Annotated in this window: 21 protein-coding genes; 11 read left to right on the top strand and 10 right to left on the bottom strand. The window is 68.9% G+C overall.

Annotation, left to right across the window (positions count from 1 at the left end):
• The first annotated feature begins 54 nt into the window (after window positions 1-54).
• Together traA and ACO2Q0_RS11580 are read left to right on the top strand one after the other, a co-directional pair.
• The gene (gene traA, locus ACO2Q0_RS11585; protein ID WP_423351681.1) at window positions 55-2931 is read left to right on the top strand and encodes a Ti-type conjugative transfer relaxase TraA; all 2877 of its coding nucleotides are present in this window, start codon (window positions 55-57) and stop codon (window positions 2929-2931) included.
• Window positions 2932-2939: 8 nt separating this feature from the next.
• Window positions 2940-3617 (top strand): DUF6118 family protein, encoded by a 678-nt coding sequence (locus tag ACO2Q0_RS11580; RefSeq protein WP_423351680.1) that lies wholly within the window; start codon window positions 2940-2942, stop codon window positions 3615-3617.
• A 22-nt stretch (window positions 3618-3639) separates the two neighbouring features.
• Here the strand turns inward: ACO2Q0_RS11580 and ACO2Q0_RS11575 are convergent, their stop codons facing one another.
• The 3 genes from ACO2Q0_RS11575 to ACO2Q0_RS11565 all read right to left on the bottom strand — a co-directional run bounded on the left by ACO2Q0_RS11575 (window position 3640) and on the right by ACO2Q0_RS11565 (window position 5556).
• Complete coding sequence (locus ACO2Q0_RS11575; RefSeq protein ID WP_423351679.1) at window positions 3640-4329, bottom strand: hypothetical protein; 690 nt, start codon at window positions 4327-4329, stop codon at window positions 3640-3642.
• A gap of 126 nt (window positions 4330-4455) precedes the next feature.
• The gene (locus tag ACO2Q0_RS11570; protein ID WP_423351678.1) at window positions 4456-5193 is read right to left on the bottom strand and encodes a DUF5131 family protein; all 738 of its coding nucleotides are present in this window, start codon (window positions 5191-5193) and stop codon (window positions 4456-4458) included.
• Between the two features lie 114 nt (window positions 5194-5307).
• Complete coding sequence (locus ACO2Q0_RS11565) at window positions 5308-5556, bottom strand: helix-turn-helix domain-containing protein (protein ID WP_423351677.1); 249 nt, start codon at window positions 5554-5556, stop codon at window positions 5308-5310.
• Window positions 5557-5769: 213 nt separating this feature from the next.
• Here ACO2Q0_RS11565 and ACO2Q0_RS11560 point away from each other — a divergent pair, with 213 nt between their 5' ends.
• The 3 genes from ACO2Q0_RS11560 (at window position 5770) to ACO2Q0_RS11550 (ending at window position 7091) form a co-directional block, all read left to right on the top strand.
• A complete protein-coding gene (locus ACO2Q0_RS11560) occupies window positions 5770-6204 on the top strand; it encodes a hypothetical protein (protein ID WP_423351676.1) in 435 nt (144 codons plus the stop codon).
• Window positions 6201-6596 carry a helix-turn-helix domain-containing protein gene (locus tag ACO2Q0_RS11555; RefSeq protein WP_423351675.1) on the top strand — a complete coding sequence of 132 codons (396 nt, stop codon included), beginning with the start codon at window positions 6201-6203 and terminating at the stop codon, window positions 6594-6596. The genes ACO2Q0_RS11560 and ACO2Q0_RS11555 overlap by 4 nt, the downstream gene beginning before the upstream one ends.
• Before the next feature lie 255 nt (window positions 6597-6851).
• On the top strand, window positions 6852-7091 hold the full coding sequence (locus ACO2Q0_RS11550; RefSeq protein WP_423351674.1) for a hypothetical protein: 240 nt from the start codon (window positions 6852-6854) through the stop codon (window positions 7089-7091).
• Between the two features lie 235 nt (window positions 7092-7326).
• Here the strand turns inward: ACO2Q0_RS11550 and ACO2Q0_RS11545 are convergent, their stop codons facing one another.
• From ACO2Q0_RS11545 to ACO2Q0_RS11535, 3 genes are all read right to left on the bottom strand, one after another.
• Window positions 7327-9054 (bottom strand): efflux RND transporter permease subunit, encoded by a 1728-nt coding sequence (locus ACO2Q0_RS11545; protein WP_423351673.1) that lies wholly within the window; start codon window positions 9052-9054, stop codon window positions 7327-7329.
• Between the two features lie 4 nt (window positions 9055-9058).
• Window positions 9059-10273, bottom strand: a complete 1215-nt coding sequence (locus ACO2Q0_RS11540) for an efflux RND transporter periplasmic adaptor subunit (protein WP_423351672.1) — start codon at window positions 10271-10273, stop codon at window positions 9059-9061.
• Window positions 10274-10431: 158 nt separating this feature from the next.
• On the bottom strand, window positions 10432-11913 hold the full coding sequence (locus ACO2Q0_RS11535) for an alpha/beta fold hydrolase (protein WP_423351671.1): 1482 nt from the start codon (window positions 11911-11913) through the stop codon (window positions 10432-10434).
• 192 nt (window positions 11914-12105) lie between these two features.
• Between ACO2Q0_RS11535 and ACO2Q0_RS11530 the strand changes: the two genes are divergently transcribed.
• Complete coding sequence (locus ACO2Q0_RS11530; RefSeq protein WP_423351670.1) at window positions 12106-13146, top strand: class I SAM-dependent methyltransferase; 1041 nt, start codon at window positions 12106-12108, stop codon at window positions 13144-13146.
• Window positions 13147-13153: 7 nt separating this feature from the next.
• On the opposite strand, the gene ACO2Q0_RS11525 is transcribed toward ACO2Q0_RS11530, so the two are convergent.
• The 3 genes from ACO2Q0_RS11525 to ACO2Q0_RS11515 form a co-directional block, all read right to left on the bottom strand.
• Entirely contained in the window at window positions 13154-13864 is a 711-nt protein-coding gene (locus tag ACO2Q0_RS11525) for an AAA family ATPase (protein ID WP_423351669.1), read from the bottom strand.
• A gap of 172 nt (window positions 13865-14036) precedes the next feature.
• A complete protein-coding gene (locus ACO2Q0_RS11520; protein ID WP_423351668.1) occupies window positions 14037-14267 on the bottom strand; it encodes a hypothetical protein in 231 nt (76 codons plus the stop codon).
• Between the two features lie 71 nt (window positions 14268-14338).
• Window positions 14339-15103 carry a competence/damage-inducible protein A gene (locus tag ACO2Q0_RS11515; protein WP_423351667.1) on the bottom strand — a complete coding sequence of 255 codons (765 nt, stop codon included), beginning with the start codon at window positions 15101-15103 and terminating at the stop codon, window positions 14339-14341.
• 89 nt (window positions 15104-15192) lie between these two features.
• Here ACO2Q0_RS11515 and sfsA point away from each other — a divergent pair, with 89 nt between their 5' ends.
• Window positions 15193-15903, top strand: a complete 711-nt coding sequence (sfsA, locus tag ACO2Q0_RS11510; protein WP_423351666.1) for a DNA/RNA nuclease SfsA — start codon at window positions 15193-15195, stop codon at window positions 15901-15903.
• A 4-nt stretch (window positions 15904-15907) separates the two neighbouring features.
• Here the strand turns inward: sfsA and ACO2Q0_RS11505 are convergent, their stop codons facing one another.
• A complete protein-coding gene (locus ACO2Q0_RS11505) occupies window positions 15908-18025 on the bottom strand; it encodes a S9 family peptidase (protein WP_423351665.1) in 2118 nt (705 codons plus the stop codon).
• A 138-nt stretch (window positions 18026-18163) separates the two neighbouring features.
• Between ACO2Q0_RS11505 and map the strand changes: the two genes are divergently transcribed.
• The 4 genes from map to ACO2Q0_RS11485 all read left to right on the top strand — a co-directional run bounded on the left by map (window position 18164) and on the right by ACO2Q0_RS11485 (window position 23880).
• Window positions 18164-18985, top strand: a complete 822-nt coding sequence (gene map / locus ACO2Q0_RS11500) for a type I methionyl aminopeptidase (RefSeq protein WP_423351664.1) — start codon at window positions 18164-18166, stop codon at window positions 18983-18985.
• Between the two features lie 4 nt (window positions 18986-18989).
• On the top strand, window positions 18990-19310 hold the full coding sequence (locus tag ACO2Q0_RS11495) for a hypothetical protein (protein ID WP_423351663.1): 321 nt from the start codon (window positions 18990-18992) through the stop codon (window positions 19308-19310).
• An 83-nt stretch (window positions 19311-19393) separates the two neighbouring features.
• Window positions 19394-20272 (top strand): ABC transporter ATP-binding protein, encoded by an 879-nt coding sequence (locus ACO2Q0_RS11490; RefSeq protein WP_423351662.1) that lies wholly within the window; start codon window positions 19394-19396, stop codon window positions 20270-20272.
• Window positions 20273-20292: 20 nt separating this feature from the next.
• The gene (locus tag ACO2Q0_RS11485) at window positions 20293-23880 is read left to right on the top strand and encodes an ABC transporter permease/M1 family aminopeptidase (RefSeq protein WP_423351661.1); all 3588 of its coding nucleotides are present in this window, start codon (window positions 20293-20295) and stop codon (window positions 23878-23880) included.
• The last annotated feature ends 146 nt before the right edge of the window (window positions 23881-24026 follow it).

Genomic DNA, 24026 nt, shown 5'->3' with positions numbered 1-24026 from the left:
CGCTTATACGTCGCTGCGCGACGTGTGCGGCCCTGTCGGGGAAGGACGGCCGCCGTGGCCATCTACCACTTCAGCGCCAAGGTCATCAGCCGGGCCAACGGCTCCAGCGCCGTGGCGGCGGCGGCCTATCGTGCGGCCAGCCGCCTGCATGATCAGCGGCTCGGGCGGGACCACGATTTCACCAACAAGGCCGGCGTCGTCCATTCCGAGGTCATGGCGCCGGAAGGCGCGCCCGAGCGGTGGCAGGACCGCGAGACGCTCTGGAACGAGGTCGAAGGCGTCGAAAAGCGCAAGGACGCCCAGCTCGCGCGCGAAGTGGAATTCGCCATCCCCCGTGAGTTGGATCAGGTGCAGGGCGTCGCCCTCGCGCGTGACTTCGTCCAGCGCGAGTTTGTGGCGCGCGGCATGGTCGCCGACCTGAACGTCCATTGGGACGTGGGCGAAGACGGCGAGCCCAAGCCCCACGCCCACGTCATGCTGTCGATGCGCGAAGCCGGCCCCGAGGGGTTCGGCGGCAAGGTCCGCGACTGGAACCGTACCGAGCTTCTCACCGACTGGCGCGCGGCCTGGGCGGACCACGTCAACCAACGCCTGGCCGAACTCGACATCGACGCGAGCGTCGATCATCGCAGCTTCAAAGACCAGGGCATCGGCCTTGAACCGCAGAACAAGATCGGCCCCGCCGCGTCCGGCCGGTCTGAGCGCGGCGAAGTTGCCGAGCGCCTGGCCGAGCACCGCGAGATCGCCCGGCGCAACGGCGAGCTGATCGCGGCGCATCCGTCCGTCGCCCTCGACGCCATCACCCGCCAGCAAAGCACCTTCACCGACCGCGACCTGATGCGGTTCGCCCATCGCCATACGGTCGACTCCGAACAGTTCCGCCGCGCGATGAGCGCGATGCGCGCCTCCTCCGAGTTGGTCGCGCTCGGAAGTGACGCCCGCGGGGAGGCCCGGTTCAGCACGCGCGACATGATCGCGACCGAGAACCGGTTGGAGCGCACGGCCCACCGGCTCGCCGAGCGGCGCGGCCACGGCGTCGGGTGGGACACGCGTGAACAGGCGATCGACCGGGCGGCGAAGTCAGGGCTCGCGCTGGGCGAGGAGCAGCGCACCGCCCTGCGGCACGTGATTGGCCGAACGGACCTGGCGATGGTGGTGGGCTACGCCGGCTCCGGGAAGAGCGCGATGCTCGGCGTCGCCCGCGAGGCCTGGGAGGCCGAGGGCTACCAGGTCCGCGGCGCGACGCTCTCCGGCATTGCGGCAGAAAGCCTGGAGGGCGGCTCCGGCATCGCCTCGCGCACCATCGCCAGCCTGGAGCACGCCTGGAGCCAGGGCCGCGAGCAGCTCACTCGGCGCGACGTGCTGGTGATCGACGAGGCGGGCATGATCGGCTCGCGGCAGATGGACCGGGTGCTGGCGGCGGCCGAGGGTGCCGGCGCCAAGGTGGTGCTGGTGGGCGATGCCGAGCAGCTCCAGGCGATCGAGGCCGGCGCGGCGTTCCGGGCGCTCACCGAACGCCACGGCGCGGCGGAGATCACCGAAATCCGCCGCCAGCGCCAGGACTGGCAGCGGCAGGCCACACGCGAACTGGCCACCGGCCGCACCGGCGCTGCGCTGGATCGCTACGAAGCGGCCGGCGTGGTCCACGCCCATGCGACGCGGGCGGACGCGCAAGCGGCTTTGGTGGACGGTTGGGACGCGGCGCGGAGGGCACAGCCGGGCGAGAGCCAGATCATGCTCGCGCACACGCGGGCGGACGTGGCCGAACTCAACCAGCTCGCGCGAGCCCGCATGCGCGAGGCAGGCGAACTCGGCGCCGACCACATCCTCCAGACCGAGCGTGGCGAGCGGGCTTTCGCATCCGGCGACCGGCTGCTCTTTCTTCGCAACGAACGCTCCCTGGGCGTGAAGAACGGGACCCTGGGGACAGTGGAGCAAGTCACAGGCTCCAGCGTCACGGTGCGCCTGGACGGCGGGGATCGCCGCGTGGCGTTCGACCTGAAAGACTACGCCCACGTCGACCACGGCTATGCGTCCACCATCCACAAGAGCCAGGGCGTCACCGTGGATCGCGCACATGTGCTCGCCACCGGCGGCCTGGACCGGCACGCGACGTATGTGGCGGCGAGCCGCCATCGTGACACGCTGGCGATCCACTATGCCGCCGAGGACTTCCCGGATCGGCGACAGCTTGTGCGCACACTCGGCCGCGAGCGGGCCAAGGACACGACGCTGGACTACGGCGAGGTCTTCGCGGAGCGGCGCGCGATCCAGCGCGAGATCCTCAAGGCGCGCGACGGGCCCAAGCGGGGGCTGTTCGCCGACTTCAAGCCACGGGCGCGACCGGAACGCCAACCTGGCAAGGAAAAAAGCTATCCGGCGAGCCCGACCATGCGGCGCGACCTGGCCGAGGGCATGGAGGGCTATGCGCGCGCTTTCGGTGACGTGCGGCGGATGCGCGCCCGTGGCTTGCCGGTGCTTCCCCATCAGGATCGGGCGTTGAAGCGAGCCGCAGACACGCTGGAGCGAGCCAGCCCTTCGGCCGCGAGGGACCTCAAGAGCGCGCTCGAGCGCCGTCCCGGCCTCGCCAGCGGCGTCGATCAGCCCGGCGGACTGGAGGCGGTGTTCAAGGCGATGGCGCGGGAGGCCCAGGTCCGCGCCGATCCGCAGCTTCGGGCCGAGCGGTTCGTGGCCGATTGGAAGGCTTTGGGCGCGCGTCGTGCCGAGCTCGAGGGCTTCGAGAACCGCCCGGCGCAGCAGGCCGTGGAGCGCCGCATGCAGGCGATGGCGAAGGGCCTCGGACGTGACGCCGAGCTGATGGCCGCGCTCGGCGAGCGGCGCCGCGAACTGGCCTTAGGGCCGGCGCGAGGCCAGGACATCGGCCGGGAGCTGGCCCGGACCATCGACCGGTCGCGCGGCCTTTCCAGATAGGAGCACTCATGGGGGATCAGCAGGAACCGCAGGACGCCGCCGAGGCCTTCGAGCAGCTCCGGCGTGAGGTCGCCGAACTCGGAGTCCAGATCGAGCGCCTGCCGACCCGGATGCGCGGCAAGGCGCCGGACTTTAGCGAGACGTTCGCGGCGATCATCGGGGGAATCAGGAAGATCGAGACCCATCCGGCCCTACAGCTCACGCCGGAGCGCTTCAACAGCCAGGCCAAGGAGGCGGCGGAGGCCCTGCGCCGCGTGATCGAGCCGGACCTTCGGCACGCCGTCGCCGCCGTAGACCACGCCTCGCGCGACGTCGCACGGTTCGCGGGTGAGCTGCGGTCCCGCGAGGCCCAGCGCAACGCCGTTGTCTACGCGGGCGCGGGCGGACTCGTGGCAGGCGCGGTTCTGTGGGGGATCCTGGCTGGGCCGCTCGCGCGTCTGCTCCCGCAGAGCTGGCAGGTCCCGGAGAAGATGGCTGCGGCCACGCTCCATCTGGACCGATGGGAGGCGGGCTCGCGCCTGATGCAGTCGGCCGATCCGGCGTCCTGGAAAACCGTCGTCAGCGGCGCGCAGCTCTGGCGCGACAACCGGCCTGCGCTGGAGGGATGCCTGAAGGCGGCCGAGAAGATGCAGAAGGCGGAGACTTGCAAGGTCGTTGTCGCGGGCGGGAGCGGTCCCAAATCCTGAGAGCGAACGCCTGTTGTAATGTTCACACCTGGACCCGCATAGGGTCATCTACGACGTACCACTCCGGGATCGTCGCCCGCCAAGTCGTTGATCCTGACGATCCGTCGATAATGCAGGTCAGTCGGGTGAGTGATTGGTCGCGGGCGCTCAGCCACGGCATGATGATCCCTGTCTTCCAGATCAGCGTTGGCGGAAGCCGCTGGATCAGGCCTGACAGCGGGCCTGCCCCGTGGCGCCGAAGGACGTCCGTGAACTCGCTAACGGCGCCGGCGGCCAGGTCAGGAATGGCCACGAGGTCTTCCAGAGCAAGACTGCCGTCGTCGGACTTCGCTGTGCCGCAACGGAGATGGCCCATCATCGGGCCTCCCTGGTTGGAGTGAGCCCGCCCAAACAGCTCCGTCAGCTTGGTGAGTTGCGGCACATTCGCCGCCACCTCGTCCTCGTCGATGATAAACATCACGTCCTGGCCGGCCGCCGATAGACCGCTGACCAGGAAGACGCTTAGGTAGATCACCCACATCAGCCGATCCGCCACCGCCGGCTTCCAGAAGGCGCGCAGCTCCTCGCGCACCTCATCGTCGACGCCGATATATGGTCGCTCCGATTTATCGACCGCGAAGGTCACAAGCACCCCGTCTACCAAGCTCGCCAGCCGCAGGAACGGTGCGAGTGCGCGGCGCCGGAGGCCGTCGTTCAGGGCTTTGAACGACATACGGCGGTGGTGAGTGAAGAATTGCGCTCGAAAGGCGGCTTGAGTCGCCAGCCACGGCCCGTTGCGGTCCAGATCGAGGACCAGAAAGCTGAATGTCTCGTAGGGTTGCGACTTCTATGTCCGGCACTAGAGGACGCCCGCCTGCACGCCGGGAAATTCGCTCCACTCCCGGCCATCCAACTCGCGCCCGCCCGATTTGGGCCGTATGCCGCCCCACTGCTTGAAGAAGAAGGCGACGTTCTGCTCCACGCATTGATCGCGGACTTCGCGCACCCATTCGAGATGGATGGGGCGGGCGCCTGGGCCTGACTCACCCCCCGCGATCACCCAGTCGATTCCACCCAGATCGATTTGACCGACGGCTCCGATCAGCGGCTCGATCGACAGGAACCGCACGCCGGCAGGGCTGGCCCGAAGATGCTTGATCCGGGCTGCACCCTCGGCGTCCTCGACTGATACGCCGCACCAAATGTGAGCTGGTCCGCGCTGATCGCCGTAGCGGAACCGCAGGTAGTCTCGCATGAGGGAGCTGCGTTTCGTCAGCACCTGGAAGACATGCCAGTCCGCTGTCTCCATCGTATCGAATACGCGGTCGACAAAGGCCCGAGGCACGTTCTTATGGAACAGGTCGCTCATAGAATTGACGAAGATCATCCGGCGCCGCTTCCACCGGAGGGGCTGTTCCAACCGGTCAGGCCGCAGCGTCAGATCAAAGCCGAACTCGAAGGGGTGGCCAGCTACGCCGCGCCAGCGCTCTGAAAAGCGCTCTGCGTAGCAGTTGTCGCAGCCGCGCGTGATCTTCGTGCAACCCGTCACCGGGTTCCAAGTAGCATCCGTCCATTCGATCGCGCTTCCATCAGACATGGTTCACCAGCCGTCCCGCAATCTATCACAACTAGAACATAATGGGAACATCTAGAGCCGCGTTCGGAGGCCGGTCATCTGGCCTCCGTCTCGTGCGGTCGATCCGCCGGATGCCTACAGACCCGGCTTGAGCCGCACACCGGGTCCGCCTCCAAGAACATCGTCAGGCTCCAAGAACTGAACGCCAGCCATCTCTAGAGCGCGTCGCACCGCATCGACGTTGGCGGCTGAGCTGCGGCCAGGCCCCAGGTCGCTTTCCATGCGCCGGATGGTCTGAAGGGAGATGCCGGCCGCCTCAGCCAGTTGGGCGCCGCTCCATCCCAACAGGGCGCGCGCGGCCCGGATCTGGGCGGCCGTCACCATGATATGGTACTTTTGGTGCTTTTCATGGTACTTTTAGATTGGATTTTGCGGCTGCCCGTGGTACTAAACGACTAACACACCCGGAGAAGCTGAGTCATGGGCTCGCGTCGAACGACGAGCGGAGAGGCCGTGCGCCTGCTGGAACTCTCCCGGCGCGCCGTCATCGCGGGGACATCGGTTGCCGCCTTCGGTGCTGCCCGGCCCGTTACGGTGGTGGCCGTTCCGCCAATCGCCACCTCGGCCGCTTCGGACGAATGCGCCAGACGCTGCGCAAGCTGGCTGGCCGTCAACGCCAGGATCGAACGCCTGCAGACACGCTGGGCCAAGCTGGAGAGCTGGCTGGCGAAGAAACACCGCTGGTTCGAGCTCAGCCCGTCCGAGCAGCAGGCGTTGCCCTGGGCGAAGGAGCTGCGCGACATCGACGGCTGCCTGGACCTGCTGTTCGAGAAGCGCGAGGCCCTTCTGGAGGTCCTGCCGACTTCGGGCGCTGTTAGCCTGGAGGCGGTGATCGCCAGACTGGCGGTGGTGGAGCGTCTGATCTGGCGCGAAGAGCACCCGGAGGTCCACGCCCTGATCGTGGGCGCCCGACAAGACCTCATCGTCATGTCGGGCGCCACCGGCGCCGCCGGCTTGGTTGAAGGCGCATGATGACTCGTCAGCCGAGCGACCACCGCGATCCCGTCGATGTCGCCGTTGGCGCGCGTATCCGCTTGGCCCGCAAGATGTGTGGCCAGTCCCAGCAAGCCCTCGCCATGACGATCGGAGTGTCCTTCCAGCAGGTGCAGAAGTACGAGCGCGGGGCCAACCGGGTGAGTGCGTCGATGCTGGTGCGGATCGCAGCGGCGCTAGGAGTCTCCGTCGTCGAACTGTTCGGGCCCGTCGAAGCAGCGTCGCGGATCAGCGATGACATCGCCACGATGCTGAGCGAGCCGGGGGCGCTCAATCTACTGCGGGCCTATTGCCGGTTGCCTCTGGGCTACAAGGCTGCTGTCGTTTCGTTCGTGGAAGCTCTGTCTGAGCCTCAGGGACGCGTGTCATAGCGGGCCAGGGCCTTGCCGGCGGGCAAGTTCTCCTCTTCTTGGAGTAGCGGAACCTCTGCGGCTTCGAACTGTGAGCGTTGTGCGCCAGGCCCGCCGCCGATCAACCCAGCTCGCTTCCTCCGCCTTCGGCTCCGTGCAGCTCGCTCCCTTCGGGCGCGCTGCGCGCGGGGTGTGACCGCCGGCTCCTGGCCTGTCGCTGGGGCTCACCATGAAGCCGCGGGATGGTCCCGCGGCTGGATTGAAGGAGCCTCTCCCATGACCGCCAAGTCCACCACCTCCGCCGAACGCCCCCAGTCTTCAGCCGAGCCCCGGCGCCCGACGCACCGGCTCTACCGCGTCACCGGCGACGGCGACGCCTCGATCTGGACCCCCATCGGGGCAGCTTGGCCCAACAAGGACGGCAAGGGCTTCAACCTCAACTGCGATGCGGTCCCGCTCACCGGCCGGATCGTCCTGCGGCTTATCGAGCCCCGGCCCGAGGCGGGCGCCGCATGACGCGCCTTCCCAGCAGCGGCGGGCTCCGGCCCGCCGCCATCCGGCCTCGGGCCTCCTTGCCAACTGGCCCCCAGGCCAGCGCAACAGGCTGTCGCCAGCCGTTGCGGGAATCGCTAGGAATTGCCAAGGTTGGGCGCTTTCGCCCGGCCTGTGCAGGAGGATTCCTGCACACTTCCTACACGGCGGAATGGACCCTTCTTTTCCCTCACAAAATCAGACGGCTGGAAAAGTCAGGTCATTTCGCCGGGATGAAGCCGGTAGGCGTCGCGGCGAACCGCCAGACCGTGACCAGCAGCAGCACGCCGTAGACGATCAGCATCACCGACACCCGTCTGACGGTGTGGGCCGTCAGCTTGCCGTAGCGGTCGCTCAGCACGTCGAAGGTGTGGTTGAACCACCGCCCGAAGCGGGCGAACGGCGCACGCCAGCCGGCGGGAGCCGGCGCGTGGTGGTCGTGCGGCCTCAGCAGCAGCGCCGCCATGGCCGGCGACAGCGTCAGCGAGACGATGCACGAGATCACCGTCGCGCTCGCGATGGTCAGGGCGAACTGCTTGTAGAACTGGCCCGAGATGCCGGTGATGAAGGCCGTCGGCACGAACACGGCCACGAGGACGAGGGCGATGGCGATCAGGGCGCCGCCCACCTCCTCCATCGTCTTGTAGGCCGCCTCCTTCGGCGACATGCCCGCGGCGAGGTTCCGCTCGACGTTCTCGACCACGACGATGGCGTCGTCGACGACGATGCCGATGGCCAGCACCAGCCCGAACAGCGACAGGCTGTTCAGCGAGGCGCCGAAGCCCGCCATCACCGAGAACGCCCCGATCAGCGACACCGGGATCGCGAGCACCGGGATGATCGCCGCCCGCCAGGTCTGCAGGAAGACGATCACGACCAGCACCACCAGGACCACCGCCTCGAGGAGGGTCTTGCGCACCTCCTTGATGTTCTCGGCGACGTACTCCGTCGGGTTGTAGATGATCGTGTACTCGAGCCCGGGCGGGAAGCCTTCGCTCGCCTGCTCCATGGTCTTCTTCACGGCCTCGGCGGTGGCCAGCGCGTTCGAGCCCGGACGCTGGGCGATGCCGATGACGACCGCCTTCTGGCCGCGGTCCAGGTAGGCGTTGATGTTGTAGTCCTGGGCGCCCAGCTCGACGCGGGCGACGTCGCGCACGCGCACCACCCGGCCGTCCGCGGCGCTGATCATCACGTTCTCGAACTGCGCCGGATCGACCAGGCGGCCCTGGGTGGAGACGTTCAGCTCGAAGGCCGCTCCGTTGTCCGAGAACGGCGGGGCGCCCACCGTGCCGGCCGCCACCTGGACGTTCTGCGCGCGCAGCGCCTGGACGATCTCGCCCCCCGTCAGGTTGTGGGCGGCGGCCTTGTCCGGGTCGATCCAGACGCGCATTGCATAGTCGCGCGCGCCGAAGATCTGGGCGTCGCCCACGCCCTCCAGCCGGGCCAGCTGGTTCCGCAGCTGCAGCGTCGCGTAGTTCGAGATGTACTCGGGGCTGCGCGAGCCGTCGGGCGAGTAGAGGTGGATCACCATCAGCAGGTCCGGCGCGGCCTTGCGTGTCACGACGCCCAGGCGGCGCACCTCCTCCGGCAGCCGGGCCTCGGCCGAGGCCACCCGGTTCTGCACCAGCACCTGGGCGGCGTTCAGGTCGGTGCCCAGCTTGAAGGTGATGGTGACGGTCAGCCGGCCGTCCGACGTCGACGACGAGGACATGTAGAGCATGTCCTCGACGCCGTTGATCTCCTGCTCCAGCGGCGTGGCCACGGTGTCGGCGATCACCTCGGCCGAGGCGCCCGGATAGACCGCGTTCACGGTGATCGTGGGCGGCGCGATCTCCGGGTACTGCGCGATCGGCAGCGTCGGATAGGCGAACGCGCCCACCAGCACGATGATCACCGAGATGACGGCCGCGAAGATCGGCCGGTCGATGAAGAAGCGCGAGAACCTCATGGCCTCACTCCGCGCCGTCGGCCGAGGTGGCCTGGGCGGCGGGCTGGGTCAGGACCTGCGGGGGCCGGGGCGCCGTCGGCGCGCTGGCCACGATCCGGCCGGGTTGCGGCACGACCTTGTCGCCCGGCCGCACCCGATGCTGCCCCTCGATTATCACCCGGTCCGCCGGCGACAGGCCAGCGCGGATCACCCGCAGGCCATCGACGATGGGACCGAGCTGCACCTTCCGCGGCTGGACGGCGTTTCCGGGGCCGACCACCAGCACCATCTTGTCAGACTGGTCGGTCATCACCGCGGCGTCGGGCACCAGCATGGCGTCGTAGGCGCCGGAGCCCAGCAGCCGCATCCGGCCGTACATCCCGGGCGTCAGGAACAGGTCGGGATTGCGCACAACCGCGCGGCCACGGATCGTGCCCGACCCGGTGTCGAGCGCGTTGTCGACGAAGTCCATCTGCCCGCGCCAGGCGTAGGCCGTCTCGTCCTGCAGCTGGATCTCGACCGGGTTGGAGGCATAGCGCGAGCTGATCCGCGTCCCTTCGCGGTTCTGCCGCTGGTACTTCAGGTAGACGCTTTCCGACCCCGTGAAGGTGAAATGGATCGGATCCAGCGAGACCACGGTCGTCAGCAGCGTTGGCTCGGCCCCTTCCGCGGCGACGAGGTTGCCCACGTCGACCCGGCGGTCCGACACGCGGCCGGCGATCGGCGCGGTCACGCGGGTGAACTGCACGTCCAGCGCGCGCGCCTGCTCGGCCGCACGCGCCGCGCCGACCGCGGCCTCGGCCGTGCGGCTCTCGGCGAGCCGGGCGTCGTACGAGGATTTGGAGACGAAGCCCGTCTCCAGCAGCTTCTGTGCGCGGTCCAGCTCCAGCCGGGCGCGGGCGGCTTGCGCCTCGGCCTGGCGCGTCTGGGCGCGGGCCTGGGCGAGCTCCGCCTCGTAAGGACGCGGGTCGATGACGTAGAGCAGCTGGCCTTTCCGCACCAGGTCGCCGTCGCGGAAATGGATCGAGCGGACGTACCCCGACACGCGCGGACGGACCTCCACCTCCTGCATCGCCTCGAACCGGCCGACGAACTCGTCCCAGTCGATCACCTGCCGCTGCAGCGGCGCCGACACCGACACGGGCGGCGGGCCCTGCGTCGGCTCCACCTTCTTGGCGCCGCAGCTTGCGAGCACCAGAGACACCAAGGCCACAACGGCCGTGCGGACCGCCCCCGACATGCGAACCCTCGAATTCAGCAGGATGTGCGCGCCGCCGCCCGTCTGCGGCAGCGCTTCATGCGCTTAGCTGGGTGCGAGGCCGCTTTGTGTCCAGACCCCGGCGCTTCCGTGGCGTAAATTTATCGCCCGCCGTGCGCGGAACGCCGGCTCCGCCCCCTTCACGACTCGGGCTCGTCCAGGAAGCTGCGGGCGGCGTCCGCGAACCGACGCCAGGCGGGATCCGGCTCCAGGATGATGTGATTGCGGCCCTCCAGCGGCAGGAAGCGCGCTCCGGGAATGCGGCTGGCGATCTCCCGGCCGACCTCGAACGGCACGACGGCGTCGCCCCGCCGGTGGGCGATCAGCGTGGGCGCCTTGATCTGCGGCAGCAGGTGGTCGACGTCCATGTCCGCCCCGCTTCGCTGGATGGCGTAGGCGTTCTCGCCGTTCGTCGAGAGCTTCTGGGTGGTGTTGAACCAGTGCTGGTCCTCGGGGCTGCTGTCGGGGATGAACAGCGAGGTGAACATCTGCAGGAAGGCCGGGGTGTCGAGGTCCCAGCCGGTCCGCGTCAGGGTCAGGACCGCCTCGCGCCGCTCGCGCTCCTCGGGCGTGCCCCGCAACGCCCAGCCTCGGGTGAACGCTCCCAGCAGCACGATCCGGCGAACGCGCTCGGGGTGTCGCGCGGCATAGGCCACGGCCACGCCAGCGCCCTGCGAGATTCCCAGCAGATCGAACCGTTCCAGGCCCGCGGCGTCCACCACCTGCTCGAGGTCGTCGACGAAGGCCTCGAAGCTGAATCGCGCCTTCCAGTCCGACAGCCCGTTGCCGCGCTGGTCGTAGCGCACGAACGCGCGGCCTTGCGTGAACTCGGCGATCCAGTGGCGCCAGATCGGCCCCTCGGCGTCGCGCTCCAAGTGGGTCATCCAATTGGCCGCCTTCACCAGCGGCGGGCCCGAGCCCTGCACCGTGTAGGCGATGTTCACTCCGTCCGAGGCGGTGCAGAAGCGCACCTCGCCGCCGGGCGCGGCCGGCCTGGCCGCCGCCGTCCTGCCCCGCAGCGCCGCAGGAATCTCCACGCCGACGGCCGCCAGCCGCCGCGCCGCCTGCGCCCGCTGCTCGTCAGCCTCGCGCCCGCGTCCCGCCGCTTCCAGCAGGTCCACCAGCCGCGTCCAAGGCTCGGCCGCATCGCCCGCCACCTCCACCCAGCGGCGCGCGTACGCCAGCGCCGCGTCGGGTGCGAGAGGCCGCGCCGTCAGTTCCCGCAGCACGGCGGCGCGCCAGGCGGCCACGTCCTCGCGATGGGCGACGCACCAGGCCTGGAAGCGGTCGCAGCGCGCAAGCTCCAGTCCCTCCAGCAGCTCCCCCTCGCCGGCCGCCGCCGCCAGCGCCTCGGTCGGAGCCTGCGCCACGCCCCGCTGCACAAGGGCCTTCAGCCGCCGCCAGTCCACCGCCTCGTCGGCCAGCCGGATCTCCACCCATTCGCGGTCGGCGGCCACGTCCACCAGCGGCCGGAGCTTGCTGAGGCTCCAGCGCAGTGCGCCGCGCGGATCATCCGGGACCTCCCAGAACAGCTCGCACAGCCGTTCGCGGCGTTCCGGCTTCCCGGAGATGGCGAGGTAGGCCAGCAGGGCCCGCGTCTTGCGCGAGGCGGGCAATGGCACGGGCTTTCCGTCTCGCTGCACGGCCAAGGGTCCGATCAGCTGCAGTTCGAAGGATCGCGCGCCCGCCCCGCCCATGCGTGGAAACTAGCCGCACCCCGAAGGCCCTACAATTCCAACGTTCTTTCAAACGCTGGCCTCCACGGGGAAGCCGCAAAGCCTCGCCCATCGCAAACTCCGAGAAGGACAAACGCCATGGGCATCAACGTCACGGCCCCGACACTCTCTCCCGCCCGCATCCTCGACGTGGGCATGGCCTTCTGGTCGTCGAAGACTCTCCTGAGCGCAGTCGAGCTCGGCGTCTTCAGCCTGCTGGCCGAAGAGCCGATGACCGGCGACGAACTGGAGGCGCGCATCGGCCTGCACCCCCGCGCCACCGCCGACTTCCTCGACGCCCTGGTGGCGCTCGGCCTGCTGGAGCGCGACGGCGCGGGCCGCACCGCGCTCTACGCCAACACCCCGGAAGGCGCCGTCTATCTCGACCGGGCGAGCCCCCGGTACGTCGGCGGCCTGCTCGAGATGGCCAACGCCCGGCTCTATCCGTTCTGGGGCGAGCTCACCGCCGCGCTCTGCACCGGCCGCCCGCAGAACGAGGCCGCGCGCACCGGCAAGCCGTTGTTCGAGGAGCTCTACGCCAATCCCGCCCGGCTCGAGCAGTTCATGGACGCCATGACCGGCTGCTCGCTCGGCAACTTCGAAGCGTTCGCGGCGAAGTTCGACTTCTCCGGCTACCGCACCCTGGCCGACATCGGCGGCGCCACGGGCCAGCTCTCGTGCATCGTCGCCCGCCGTCATCCGCACCTGGCCTGCGCCACCTACGACCTGCCGGTGGTCCAGCCGATCGCCGAGCGCCGCATCGCCCGCGAAGGCCTCACGGACCGCGTGCGGACAGGCGCCATCGACTTCCTGAAGGAGGAATTCCCGCCGGCCGAGGTGATCACCCTGGGGATGATCCTCCACGACTGGGATCTCGAGCATAAGAAGATGCTGATCGCCAAGGCCTTCCGCGCCCTTCCCGAAGGCGGCGCCCTCGTGGCCATCGAGAACATCATCGACGACGAGCGGCGCGAGAACGCCTTCGGTCTCCTGATGTCGCTCAACATGCTGATCGAGTTCGGCGACGCCTTCGACTTCACCGGCGCCGATTTCGAGAGCTGGTGCCTGGAGGCCGGCTTCCGGCGTTGCGAGGTCATCCCCTTGGGCGGGCCGGCCAGCGCGGCGGTCGCCTACAAGTGAGGCGGGGTCAGGCGGTCGGGACCAGTCGCAGCCCGGCCGCCCGGCCGAGATCGTCGTTGGCCGAACGCATCGGCGCGCGGCCCGCGCCGTTGAGCTGACGCCAGACCTGGGCGAACAGCTCGCGCACCTCGCCGGCCGCCGCCCCATTCGGTTCGATCTCCAGCACCGAGCGGGCCTGGGCGAACGCGGTCTGATAGACGACCCTCGAGCGCAGGGCGGTCGGCGCGACGGGCAGGCTGGCGAAGCGCAGCGCCTCGAACGCCTTCAGCACCGCCGGCGGCTCCACGCCGCTGCGAGCGGGCGCGCACTGGTTCAGGACGATCAGGCCCTCGCGGCCCAGGCGCTGGATCACCGCCACCGACAGCACCGCCGCGGCGAGGTCCAGGTAGGTGGGCCGCGCCACCGCCAGGCACAGGTCCGCGACCTTGACCGCCTCGGCGACGTCGGCTTCCGGCGCGGCGGGCGTATCGATGATCAGGAGCTCGACGCCCGCCCGCGAACAGGCCTGGGTCAGCGGAAACAGCTTGGCGGCGCTCGTCTCGAACAGCACCGAGGCCGCTTCCTCGCGGCCCTTCAGGACTTCGCAGGCGCTGCGCATCGGATCGGCGTCGGCGAGCACGGCCTTCACGCCCATGGCGCGCGCGGCCAGCGTCAGATTGACGGCGACCGTCGTCTTTCCGGCCCCGCCTTTGCGGGACATCACGGCTAGCGTCTTCACCAGGGCCGCCCCAATCCAACCCAGGGCGCCGCCGGGCGCCCGATCCCCGCAAGGGAACGGCCCCTGCAGCGGCCGCCCTCAAGCGGCGCCATTTGCGCACAACTTATCCACAGCGAAAAGAGGGGCCTTTACAGCCCCTCGGAATCACAGGTCGAGATTCTTGGATCGAGCCTTACTGGCCGATCATCGGGCGGACCCGCTGGCTCTTCTCGAGGTTGTCGCGGTCTTCCTGCTTGCGCCGCTCCCATTCGCTCTTGGTGGCGCACACCTTCTTCGGCAGTCGCGAACCGGGCGCCGCCTCGTTCTTGCAGATCACCGGGTCCTTGTCGGCCACCTCGGTCTTCGCGGCGGCCGGCGCGCCCTGGACCAGCAGCAGGCTCGCGGCCAGCATCGAAACGATCATGTCACCTTCCCCACAACAGGAACTCTCGCCATGGTAGCCGAACGCCGGTTCTGAAACAAACCGGCCGGTTGTCACACCATCGGTTCGTGCGCGCCGGTAACGCCGGCCGCCGCGAGCGCGGCGATCAGCTCGCCGACCACCGCCTCCACTTCGGCCGGATCGCGGCCGCGCAGCACCAGGTTGGAGCCGTAGCCTTCCGGCGTGAAGAACGGGTAGCTGCCCAGCGACATGTTCGGGTGCGCCTTGGCCACCGCCTCCAGCGGCGCGGCGATCGCCCCCTCGCCCGAGCCTTCCACCCGCACCGTGCGCGACACCACCGGCCGTCCGCCGCGAAGCCGGGGGCCCACGTCCTCCAGCATGCCGCGCATGATCTGCGGCACGCCGGCCAGCACGAAGACGTTGCCGATGGCGAATCCGGGCGGCCCCTGCACGGGGTTCTTCACCAGCGTTCCACCCACGGGCACGCGGGCCATCCGCCGCCGCGCGGCGTTGAGCTGGTCTCCGAAACGCGCCTCCAGCATGGCGATGATCTCGGGATGCTCCTCCAGCGCCACGCCGAACGCCGCGGCCACCGCATCGGCGGTGATGTCGTCGTGCGTGGGCCCGATCCCGCCCGTGGTGATCACATAGTCGTAGCGGGACCGGAGCGCGTTCAGGGCGTCGACGATCTCGTCCAGCACGTCCGGAACCGTCCGCGCCTCGGCGACGTCGACGCCCAGCACGCCCAGGTAACGGGCGATGTCGCGCAGGTTGGTGTCCTGCGTCCGGCCCGAGAGGATCTCGTCGCCGATGATCAGCACCGCGGCGGTCACGCGGTCAGTAGAGGTCTCGCTCATGCGCCATCTCTAGCCGTCATCCCGGTTTTGGCGAAGCCAAAGACCGGGACCCATACGCTCGGCTTTCGACCCTGTGCTATGCGCCGGCCATGGAGTTCCCCTCGCCCCTGCTGCGCGGCCGCCTCGTTCAGCGCTACAAGCGCTTCTTCGCCGACGTGGTGCTGGACGATGGCGCGGCGATCACCGCCCACTGCCCGAACCCCGGCAAGATGCTGGGCCTGAACACGCCCGGCCTCACCTGCTGGCTGTCCAAGTCCGACGACCCCAAGCGCAAGCTCGCCCATACGCTGGAGCTGGTGGAAGCCGACGGCGGCGTGGTGGGCGTCAACACCCTGCATCCCAACCGCCTCGTCGCCGAGGCGCTCGCCGCCGAGGCCATCCCCGAAGTCGCCGGCTACGCCGTCCACCGGCGAGAGGTGAAGTACGGCGAGAACAGCCGCGTCGACTTCCTGCTGGAGAGCCCCGACCGCCCGCGCTGCTGGCTGGAGATCAAGAACGTCCACCTGATGCGCGAGCCGGGGCTGGCCGAATTCCCCGACTGCGTCGCTGCCCGCTCGACGAAGCACCTGCGCGAGCTGGCCGAGATGGTCCGGCAAGACGACCGCGCCGTCGCGCTGTTCGTGGTCCAGCGCACCGACTGCGACCGCTTCGCCACCGCCGCCGACTGCGATCCCAAGTTCCACGCCGCCCTGCAGGAGGTCGCCGCCGAGGGCGTCGAGGTCCTCGTCTACGGCTGCGAGATCGACCAGAGCCGGGTGAAGCTCACCCGGCCCATCCTGTGGCGCGACCGGCCGGCCTGACGCCCTACTTCGCCCCCAGCTGGTCCAGCAGGAAGGCGTAGTACTCCGCCGTCTCCTCGTAGCGCTGGAAGCGGCCCGACTTGCCGCCGTGGCCGGCCTCCATGTTCACGCGGAAAACCAGCGGATTGGCGTCGGTCTTGCGGTCGCGCAGTCGCGCCACCCACTTCGCCGGCTCGTAGTACTGCACCTGGCTGTCCCACAGGCCGGTGCCGACGTAGATGGCCGGATAGGCCTTCTTCTCGATCTGGTCGTACGGCGAATAGGCCAGCATGTAGCGGTAGTACGCGGGGTCCTTCGGATTGCCCCACTCGTCGAACTCGTTGGTGGTCAGCGGGATGCTCTCGTCCAGCATCGTCGTGACCACGTCGACGAACGGCACCTGGGTGACGATCGCGCGGTAGTCCTGCGGAGCCATGTTGGCCACCGCGCCCATCAGCAGGCCGCCCGCCGAGCGGCCCATCGCCCCCACCCGATCCTTTGCGGCGTACTTCTGGGCGACCAGGTAGCGGGTCACGTCGATGAAGTCGGAGAAGGTGTTGGTCTTCTTGAGCAGCTTGCCGTCGTCGTACCACTGGCGGCCCATTTCCTGGCCGCCGCGGATGTGGGCCAGCGCATAGACAACCCCGCGGTCCAGCAGGCTCACCGTCGCCAGGTTGAACGCCGGGTCCTGCGAGGCGCCGTAGCTGCCGTAGCCGTACTGGAAGAGCGGCGCCGTCCCGTCGCGCTTAAAGCCCTTCCGGTAGACGATCGAAACCGGGATCCTCGTGCCGTCGCGCGCCGGCGCCCACACCCGTTCGGTCACGTACTGGCTAGGGTCGTAGCCGATCACCGGTGTCTGCTTCAGCAGGGTCCGCTTGCCGCTGGCCACGTCCAGGTCATAGGTCGAGGCCGGCGTCGTCAGCGAGGTGTAGGTGTAGCGGAGTGCCGTCGCATCGGCCTCGGCGTTGGTCTCGAAGCCCATGGTGTAGGCGGGCTCGTCGGCCGCCACGAACTCGGAGCCGCCGCCCGGCTTCAGCACCCTCAGCCGCTTCACCCCGCCCGAGCGCTCCTCGATGGCGGTGAAGGTCTTGAACAGCCGGAAGTCCTCGATGAACACGTCGGGCTTATGGGCGACGAAGTCGGTCCAGCGCGCCTTGTCGCCCAGCGCGCCGTCGGGCGCCGTCATCAGCCGGTAGTTCGGCGCGTTCCAGTTCGTGCGGATCACCCAGCGGCCGTCCAGGTGATCGGCCTGGTAGAGGTGGTCGCGCTCGCGCGGCGCCACGACCTCCAGCTTGCCCGGCGCCGCCGCCGAGGTGCAGCGCTGCTCGGTCGCCGTCGTGCTCTGCAGGTAGACGCAGACGAATCTGTCCGACCGCGTCCGGCCGAGGCTCATGTAGTAGCTGTTGTCCGGCTCCTCATAGACGAGGGTGTCGGCGCTGGCCGGCGTGCCCAGCACGTGGGCCTTCACCCGCTTCGAAAGCAGGGTGACCGGGTCCTTCTCGATGTAGAAGACCGTGCGGTTGTCGTCGGCCCAGACGATGTCGGGCTCGGCGTTGGTCACGGTGTCGGCGAACACCTCCCCCGTCGTGAGATCCTTGAAGCGCAGCACGTACTGCCGGCGGCCCACCGTGTCGTCGGTCCAGGCCAGCAGGCGGTTGTCCTGGCTGACGACCGACTGCCCGACCGAGAAGAAGCCCTTGCCGGCCGCCATGGCGTTCTGGTCGAGCATCACCTCCTCGGGCGCGCTCATCGCGCCCCCAGGAACCACTCGGCGGCGGGCGACGACCGGGTAGTCCTTCCCGGCTTCGAAGCGCGTGTAGTACCAGTAGCCCCGCTCGCGGTACGGCACGGACGCGTCGTCCTGCTTCACCCGGGCGACGATCTCCTTGAACAGCGTCTCCTTCAGCGGCTTCAGCGGCGCGAGCACGGCGTCGGCATAGGCGTTCTCGGCGTTCAGGTAGCCGAGCATCTCGGGGTTCTTCCGCGTGTCGTCGCGCAGCCAGTAGTACTCGTCGGTCCGCGTTCCCGCCGGCGCGGTCACCTGGAACGGCTTCTTCGCCGCCTTGGGCGATGCGGGCTGAGCCTGCGCCCCGCCGGCCAGCAGGAAGGCGGCCGCGGCCGCAGCGAACGTCACGATACGCATAGAGACAGGTCCCCAACTCGACTGGCGCGGACGCTGGCATGCGCCCCCCGCGCCCGCAAGCCGCGTGCGACGAAGTCGGGACGGTTGAAGTTCCGTGCTAGGATAGCGACATAGGCCCTCCAGCCACCCGAGCACCCTATGACCGACATCCTCGAGGCCGAGCACCGCACCGGCCAGATCAAGCTGCACACCGCGGACGACTTCGAAGGCATGCGCCGCGCCGGTCGCCTGGCCGCCGAATGCCTCGACATGCTGACGCCCCACGTCGTGCCCGGCGTGCTGACCGAGACGCTGGACGATCTGGCCCGGGAGTTCATCCTGGACCACGGCGCCATCCCGGCCTGCCTGGGCTACCGCGGCTACACCAAGACCACCTGCATCAGCCCCAACCACATCGTCTGCCACGGCATCCCGGGCGAGCGGGTGCTGCGCGAGGGCGACATCGCCAACATCGACGTCACGGTCATCGTCGACGGCTGGCACGGCGACACCTCGCGGATGTACGGCGTGGGCGAGGTGGCCCCGCGGGCGCGGCGCCTGGTCGACATCACCTATGAGGCCCTGGACCGCGGCCTCGCCGCCGTGAAGCCCGGCGCCACCACCGGCGACATCGGCCACGCCATCCAGCAGTACGTCGAGAGCATGCGCTGCTCGGTCGTGCGCGACTTCTGCGGTCACGGCCTGGGCCGCGTGTTCCACGACGCGCCCAACATCCTGCACTTCGGCCAGCCCGGCACGGGCGCGGTGCTGAAGCCGGGCATGTTCTTCACGATCGAGCCGATGGTGAACCTGGGCAAGCATCCGGTGAAGCTGCTCTCCGACGGCTGGACGGCGGTCACCCGCGACAAGTCGCTGTCGGCCCAGTGCGAGCATTCGGTGGGCGTCACCGAGGACGGCTGCGAGGTCTTCACGGCCTCGCCCCAGGGCATCTTCAAGCCGCCGATCCAGGGCGCGGCCTGATCCCATGATCCTTCGGATGTGGACCGGCCGCATCCGGACGGCCGACGAGGCCGAGTACGCCGCCTACATCACGGCCACGGGCGGGGCGGCGTACCGCGCGACGCCCGGCAACCTCGGCTGGCAGATGGTCTTCCGCGACCTGGGCGACGGCGTCAGCGAGGTCTCCACCCTCTCGTGGTGGACGGGGATGGACGCCATCCACGGCTTCGCCGGCCCCAACCCCGAGGTCGCTGTCTACTACCCCGAGGACGACCGCTTCCTGCTCGACCGACCGCCGCACGTCGAGCACCGCCGGGTCGTCGCCGGCGACGGCCCCTCCGGCTAGCCCGCGACCAAAGGTTACAAGCTCCTCACTTGCCGCCGTCACAGGGCCGTTGCAGCCTCGCCTGCAACGAGGGGTGGCAATTCATGCTTACGATCAGGAACCTGACGCACGTGTACGCCAACGGCACGCGCGCCCTGGACGGCGTCGATCTGGAGATCGGCAAGGGGATGTTCGGCCTGCTGGGCCCGAACGGCGCAGGCAAGTCGACGCTGATGCGCTCGATCGCCACCCTGCAGACGCCGACGTCCGGCGAGATCCGCTTCGGCGACATCGACGTCATCGCCACGCCCGAGAAGCTGCGCCGCACCCTGGGCTACCTGCCCCAGGACTTCGGCGTCTATCCGCGGGTGAACGCCTACGACATGCTCGACCACATGGCGGTCCTGAAGGGAATCGCCGGCAAGGCCGAACGCAAGCAGACGGTCGAGGCCCTGCTGCATCAGGTGAACCTCTGGGACGTGCGCAAGAAGGCGGTCGCGGGCTACTCCGGCGGCATGCGCCAGCGCTTCGGCATCGCCCAGGCGCTGATCGGCCGGCCCCAGCTCATCATCGTCGACGAGCCCACCGCCGGCCTCGATCCCGAGGAGCGCAACCGCTTCCTGAACCTGCTGGCCGAGATCGGCGAGAACGTCGTCGTCATCCTGTCGACCCACATCGTCGAGGACGTGGCCGACCTGTGCCCGCGCATGGCCATCCTCGCCGGCGGCAAGATCCTGAAGGAAGGCGCGCCGTCCCAGCTCATGGCCGCCCTGAAGGGCCGCATCTGGACCCGCACGATCGACCGCCAGGACCTCGAGACCATGCGCCAGAGCCACGAGGTGATCTCCACCCGGCTCTCCGGCGGCCGCACCGTGGTGCACGTGCTCGCCGACGCCTCGCCGGGCGCCGGGTTCTCGCCCGTCGAGGGCGGGCTGGAGGACGTCTACTTCTCGACGCTGACCGCCTCGCGGCGCGCGGCCTGAGCCTCAAGGACACGCGCGTCATGTTCGGCAAGATCGCGGCCTTCGAGCTGCGCTACCAGGTCCGCCAGCCGATCTTCTGGATCGCCGGCCTGATCTTCTTCCTGCTGGTCTTTGCTTCGGTCACCGTCGACCAGATCCAGATCGGATCGGGCGGCAACGTCCACAAGAACTCGCCCCAGGCCATCGTCGAGACGGTCTTCACCATGGCGCTGTTCTTCATGTTCGTCTCGACGGCGTTCGTCGCCAACGTGATCGTTCGGGACGACGAGACCGGCTACGGCCCGATCATCCGGTCGACGCCGATCCGCAAGTTCGACTACCTGTTCGGCCGCTTCACCGGCGCCTACCTGGCGACGGCGCTCAGCTTCCTCTTCGTGCCGCTCGGCATCGTCGTGGGCTCCTTCATGCCCTGGGTCGATCCCGAGACGCTGGGGCCGAACAACCTCGCCTATTACGCCTACGCCTATTTCCTGATCGGCCTGCCCAGCCTGCTCCTGGTGTCGGCGATCTTCTTCTCGCTGGCCACCGCCACGCGGTCGATGATGGCCACCTACGTGGGCGTCGCCGCCTTCCTGGTGCTCTACATCGTCATGAACGCGGCCCTGCGCGATCCCGAGCGCCGGCAGATCGCGGCCCTCGTCGAGCCCTTCGGCTTCGCCGCCTTCCAGCTCGCCACGCGCTACTTCACGGCCGCGGAGTCGAACACGATGCTGCCGGCCTTCGAGGGCGCCCTGCTCTACAACCGGCTGATCTGGCTGGGCATGGCGGCCGTCTTCCTGGTTGTCGCCTTCGCCGTCTTCCGCTTCGAGACCAAGGGCAAGCGCGCCCGGCGCCTCGAGAAGCTCCGCGCCCAGGCCGAGCCCGAGGCGCCGATCGCGCCGTCCGGCCCGCTGCCGGCGCCCAGCTATGGCGCCGCCTCGGCGTGGACCCAGCTCGTCAAGCGCACCCGTTTCGAGATGGGCCAGGTGTTCAAGAGCCCGGCCTTCGTCGTGCTCCTGCTGCTCGGCCTGTTCAACGCCGCAGGCAGCCTCTTCCTCGGAGCCGAGCGCGGGGGAACCGACATCTACCCGGTGACAAGCTGGGTCATCCAGACGCTCAACGGCGCCTTCACCCTCATCGTCATCATCGTCGCGATCTACTACGCCGGCGAGCTCGTCTGGCGCGAGCGCGACCGCAAGACCCACGAGATCGTCGACGCCACCGCCGTGCCCGACTGGGCGTTCGTCGTCCCCAAGACCCTGGCCCTCGCCCTGGTGCTGGTCGCCACCCTCCTCGTCAGCGCCGCGGCCGGCGTGCTGGTCCAGCTCTTCAAGGGCTTCACCGACATCGATCTCGGCCGCTACCTCGTCTGGTACGTGCTGCCGAACGCCATCGACTGGACGCTGCTCGCGGTGCTGGCGGTGTTCTTCCAGGCCATCACGCCCCACAAGTTCGTCGGCTGGGGGCTGATGCTGCTCTACCTCATCGCCACGCTGACGCTCGGCAACATGGGGTTCGAGCACAACCTCTACCTCTACGGGGGCTACCCCTCGACGCCCGTCTCGGACATGAATGGCCAGGGCGACTTCTGGAAGGCGGCGGCCTGGTTCCGGGCCTACTGGACCGCCTTCGCGCTGATCCTGCTGGTCCTGTCCTACGGCCTGTGGCGGCGGGGGACCGAAACCCGGCTGGCGCCCCGTCTCAGGCGTCTGCCCCGCAGGCTGGCCGGGCCGGCCGGCGTGCTCGGCGTCGTGGCGCTCGCCGCCTTCGCGGGCCTTGGCGGCTTCATCTACCTGAACACCAACGTCTGGAACGAGTACCGGACCGCGCAGGGCAGCGAGAAGTGGCAGGCCGAGTACGAGAAGGCGTTCCTCAGGTACGAGACCCTGCCCCAGCCGTCGGTCACCGACGTGGTCCTGGATCTGGACCTCGACCCGCATGCGCCGAAGCTGGTCGCCACCGGCCGATACGACCTGGTGAACGACACCGGCGTCCCGATCCGCGAGGTGCATCTGCGGCTGGACCGCGACACCAGGGCCGAGGCGCTCGTGCTGTCGACGCCGGCCAAGGTGAAGACGTTCGACCGCTTCAACTATCGCATCTTCACGCTGGATCGGCCGCTGCAGCCGGGCGAGCGGGCCACCCTGACGTTCACCACCGTGATGCAGCAGAAGGGCTTCCGGAACCGGGGCAACACCACCCGCCTCGTGGACAATGGGACCTTCGTGAACAACTTCGAGTTCGCGCCCAGCATCGGCATGAACCGCTTCCAGATGCTGCGCGACCGCGCCAAGCGCCGGAAGTACGGCCTGCCGGCGGAGCTGCGGCCCGCCAAGCTGGAGGACCGCTCGGCCCAGGCGCGGAACTACCTCGCCAACGCCGACTGGGTGAACGCCGACATCACCGTCACCACCGTGGCCGACCAGACGCCCGTGGCTCCGGGCTACAAGGTCTCGGACGTGACCCGCGACGGCCGCCGGACGGTGCGTTACCGGACGGACGCGCCGGTGCTGCACTTCTTCTCGGTGCAGTCGGCCCGCTACGCGATCCGCAAGGAGAACTACAAGGGCGTGGAGCTGGCGATCTACTACGACGCCCAGCACCCCTATAATGTCGAGCGGATGATCAAGGCGCTGGAGACCGGCCTCGACTATTACCAGGCGAACTTCAGCCCCTATCAGTTCCGCCAGGCGCGCATCCTGGAGTTCCCGGGCTACGAGACCTTCGCCCAGGCGTTCGCCAACACCATGCCCTACTCCGAGGCGATCGGCTTCATCGCGGACAACCGCGACAAGGAGAAGGTGGACTTCGTCACCTACGTGACCGCCCACGAACTCGGCCACCAGTGGTGGGCCCACCAGGTGATCGGGGCCGACATGCAGGGGGCGACGAGCCTGTCCGAGACCCTGGCGTCCTACTCCGCCCTGAAGGTGATGGAGAAGACCTACGGACCGGCGGGGATCCGGCGGTTCCTGAAGCTGGAGCTCGATCGCTACCTCCGAAGCCGTGGCGGCGAGGTGGTCGAGGAACTCCCCCTGATCCGCGTCGAGGATCAGGGCTACATCCACTATCAGAAGGGCGGCATCGTCATGTACCTGCTGGCCGACCGCCTGGGAGAGGCCAAGGTCAACGCCGCGCTCCGCCGGGTGCTTCAGCAGTACGCCTTCAAGGGCGCGCCGTATCCTCGCTCCCAGGACCTGGTGGACGCGCTGCGCGCCGAGGCGGGCGCCGACCCGGTCGCCCAGCAGCTCATCACCGACCTCTTCGAGAAGATCACCCTCTACGATCTGAAGACGAAGACGGCGACGGCGAAGAAGCGCGCCGACGGCCGCTACGACGTCACGCTCACGCTCGAGGCGAAGAAGATGTACGCCGACGGCCAGGGCAAGGAGACGCCCGCCGCCCTCGACGGTCAGCTGTTCGACGTGGGCGTCTTCACCGCCGAACCGGGCAAGGCGGGCTTCTCGGCCAAGGACGTGGCGTACTTCCAGCTCACCCCGCTGAAGTCGGGCAGCCAGACGATCACGGTCACCGTCGACCGCAAGCCGCTCTTCGCCGGGGTCGATCCGTACAACAAGCAGATCGACCGCAACTCGGATGACAACGCGATCCGGGTGACCGGAGACTGATCGCGGCCGGTCTACGCAGGGTGGCGGCAGCGGGAGCGCTGCCACCCATCGTTGCAATTTGGGTCGGCGCTCTACCGTAGCGCTGCAAATGCTCGCGCTCCGATACCCAAACTGAGGATTTTCCCTGAGTTTTCCCGGCACGGAAC

The organism is Phenylobacterium sp. VNQ135, assembly GCF_049445735.1.
Taxonomy (GTDB): domain Bacteria; phylum Pseudomonadota; class Alphaproteobacteria; order Caulobacterales; family Caulobacteraceae; genus Phenylobacterium.
This window is presented reverse-complemented; position numbering and strand designations above follow the sequence as displayed.